This window comes from Enhygromyxa salina, from assembly GCF_002994615.1.
Classification (GTDB): Bacteria; Myxococcota_A; Polyangia; order Nannocystales; family Nannocystaceae; genus Plesiocystis; species Plesiocystis salina_A.
In genome coordinates, this window is the sequence record NZ_PVNK01000176.1 from 1 (window position 1) to 2,989 (window position 2,989).

The 2,989-nt window shown below is 67.2% G+C and carries 4 protein-coding genes; 2 read left to right on the top strand and 2 right to left on the bottom strand.

Annotation, left to right across the window (positions count from 1 at the left end; genetic code table 11):
* Positions 1-167: 167 nt before the first annotated feature.
* Positions 168-323, bottom strand: a complete 156-nt coding sequence (locus tag ENSA5_RS37970; RefSeq protein ID WP_181197985.1) for a hypothetical protein — start codon at positions 321-323, stop codon at positions 168-170.
* 249 nt (positions 324-572) lie between these two features.
* On the opposite strand from ENSA5_RS37970, the gene ENSA5_RS20475 reads away from it, so the two are divergent.
* Entirely contained in the window at positions 573-881 is a 309-nt protein-coding gene (locus ENSA5_RS20475; RefSeq protein ID WP_106393365.1) for a hypothetical protein, read from the top strand.
* Positions 882-884: 3 nt separating this feature from the next.
* On the opposite strand, the gene ENSA5_RS20480 is transcribed toward ENSA5_RS20475, so the two are convergent.
* Positions 885-1,094 carry a hypothetical protein gene (locus ENSA5_RS20480; RefSeq protein ID WP_106393366.1) on the bottom strand — a complete coding sequence of 70 codons (210 nt, stop codon included), beginning with the start codon at positions 1,092-1,094 and terminating at the stop codon, positions 885-887.
* A 136-nt stretch (positions 1,095-1,230) separates the two neighbouring features.
* Between ENSA5_RS20480 and ENSA5_RS20490 the strand changes: the two genes are divergently transcribed.
* On the top strand, positions 1,231-2,943 hold the full coding sequence (locus ENSA5_RS20490; protein ID WP_181197986.1) for an FG-GAP repeat domain-containing protein: 1,713 nt from the start codon (positions 1,231-1,233) through the stop codon (positions 2,941-2,943).
* The last annotated feature ends 46 nt before the right edge of the window (positions 2,944-2,989 follow it).

The following is a 2,989-nucleotide window of genomic DNA, read 5'->3' on the forward strand; positions in this document are numbered from 1 at the left end:
GGCTGCTAGCAGCCCGGGGTGCAATGCCTCGCGCCGCCTCGCTTGGCCTTTTCGCCGATGGCTTTGTCGCCAAAACTTGCAGTACGCCCGGTACAGCGGCGTTTTGGCTTCGCGCCCTCGGCGAAAAATCCGGCGCGAGGCGACACGATGCATTGCACCCCGGACTGCTAGGCGACGACGCGGCCGCCGAGGTCGATCGCAACCTTGGCGAGGGTGCTGCCGGTCATGGTCGGCGCGACGTGGGGCAAGTTGGTGTTGGAGTAGCCGGGGTGGGCGACGACGGCGAGCAGCTCGTGACCGCCAGCCTCGAGCCGCCGCTGCAACTCGAAGGTGAACAGCAGGTTGGCCAGCTTGCCCCTTGCTGGCGAGCGCGCGGGTTGTCTCGAGCCCGAGCCCGCTGTTCGCTCCGGTCACGATCGCGAGCTTGCCGCCGAGGGGAGGCATGTCGTTCGTGGTCCACTTGGGCATCGGCGCTCGACAGCACAGGCGCGCGCAGCGACGTCAGCGCGTCATTTTTTCATTCGACGACCCCCGGCAGTGGAGACAGCTTGATCTCTCCAGGAAGGTGCCACATGCACGCACACACCCACTGTCCCCACTGCAACGCCCCCGCCGCCAAGGTCCCGAGCCGCTCGCTTCGAACGCTGGTCGTGGTTGGGGCCTGGACCGCGACGCTGGCGTTCGTGTTCGGCGGGATCTCGCTCGGGCCGGGCATCGTCGTGGCCCTGCCGATCATCGTCCTGGGTGGCGTCGCGACCATCACGGGTGCCCACATCTGGGCCTATGGCGACCGCGCCTGCTATGCGTGCGGGAAGATGGTCGAAGTCGGCGGCGTGCCCGTAGACCCGTCCGCCGAGCCCGAGCGGTTGATCGCTGCTTGAGCCTCAGGAGACGTCGCGGGTGAGCGGCAGCGGGATGTCGTCCTCACCCTCGATGCCGACCTGGGCCAACTCGGTGCGGACGTCGTTCGAGAGGCCAAGCTCGCTGGTCTGGACGAGCCCGAGACCAGCGGTGAAGACGGCGACGAGCGACAGGAGGGCGAGGTTGCGGCGGCGGTTCTGCATCGGATTGGGCTCCTCAATCAGCGTTGACATGAATGTGCCGGGACCATGACGATCCGATCATGGTGCGTGAAAATCGCCCGTGTTTTTTTGCGCGCGGCCAGGGATGGCGGGTTATGCGCGAGTTGTAGGGGTTGGCGCAGCATGGGGGATGGCGGAGCATGAGGGGATGCGACGGTCTGGATTGGGCTCGTGGACGATGGCGTTGGGTCTCTCGCTGGGCGTCGGCTGCGGGGACGGCTCGGGAAGCAGCGCGATCAGCGCGGGGTCACTGGATGGCACGACCAGCGTGGGACCGAGCGACAACGGCGACGGCGACGGCGACGGCGATCCGGGGGACGGGGACTCGGGTGACGGCGATGGTGATGGCGACCCGGGCGACGGCGACGGCGACGGCGATGACGGCGGCGTCAAGTTCGACATGACCCCGCTGCCCGACGCGGGCGACGGGCCGCCCGTCGACGAGTGCAAGGTCGTCGATGACATGAACGCGGTCGGCGAGTGCGAGGAGTCGGCGCCGCCCGACGCCTTCGAGCCCCTGCTGCAGTGGTCGTTCACCGATGACGCCGAGCCCTACAGCTACGTGACCCCGCTCGTCGCCAACTTCACCGACGACGACAACAACGGCGAGATCGACCTGTGTGACGTGCCCGATGTGGTGCTCGTCGCGGCCGTCAACCCGGGCCCGCCCAACAACATTGGCCACATCTTCTTGCTGTCCGGCGAGGACGGCAGCCTCCACTTTCGGATCGACGATGGCGTCGACTCGAGCTTCACGCCCGCTGTCGGTGACATCGACGACGACGGCCTCGTCGAGATCGTCACGGCCTCGCCGAACGGCAACCTCCTGGCCTTCGAGCACACGGGCGAGCTCAAGTGGACCATGCCCGCGACCTGGGATCTCGGCGAGAATTTCAATCAGGATCTGCGCTACTCGAACTCGGCCGCGCTCGCCGACGTCGACAACGACGGCGACGTCGAGATCATCACCGCCAACATGTTGTTCGACCACCTCGGCAACCTCGTCGAGAAATTCCCCCAGCCCTCGGGCCAGTGGGGCGCGACCACGGCCGCGGATCTCGACAACGACGAGGACCTCGAGATCGTGCTCGGCAACGCCGCCTACCACCACGACGGCGCCGTGCTGTGGACGACCAACCTCGTGTCGGGCTACCCGCAGGTCGCCAACATCGACGACGACGGCCTGCCCGAGGTCATCTTGACCAACGTCAACGGGCTGTCGCTGATCGAGCACGACGGCCAGGTGACCTACCAGAACCTCCGCCCGACCGGCGTCGAGGCCTTGGGCACCAATTGGCTGCGGCCCGCGACGATCCACGACTTCGACGGCGACGGCTTCTCGGAGTTCGCGACGAGCTCAGCCTCGCAGTACACCGTCTACGAGCCCGACGCGAGCATCGTGTGGACGGCGGCGGTCAACGACTCGAGCGGGATCGCGGCCGGGACCGCGTTCGACTTCCTCGGCGCGGGCGCGGCCCAGGCGATGTACGCCGATCAGGACTTCATGTTCATCTTCGACGGCGACGGTGACGTGCTGCTGCAGCAGAGTCGCAAGAGCGGCACGCTGTCCGAGTACCCGGTCGTGGCCGACATCGACAACGATGGCTCGGCCGAGATCCTCGTGGTCTCGAACCAACACCTCGGGGGCGGCGATCCCTGTATTCAGGCGATCAAGGACGTCGAGGATCGCTGGATTCAGGCCCGGCGGATCTGGAACCAGCACAGCTATCACGTCAGCAACGTGCGCGAGGACGGGACCATCCCGCAGTTCGAGGTGCCCTCGTGGGAGGGCCTCAACACCTTCCGGACCAACGCGCAGATCGAAGGCGGCGGCCTGTGCATGCCCCCGCCGGCCGGGTAGGCCTGAATCAAGCGCTGCGCGCTCGACTCAGGCCTAGCAGCCCGGG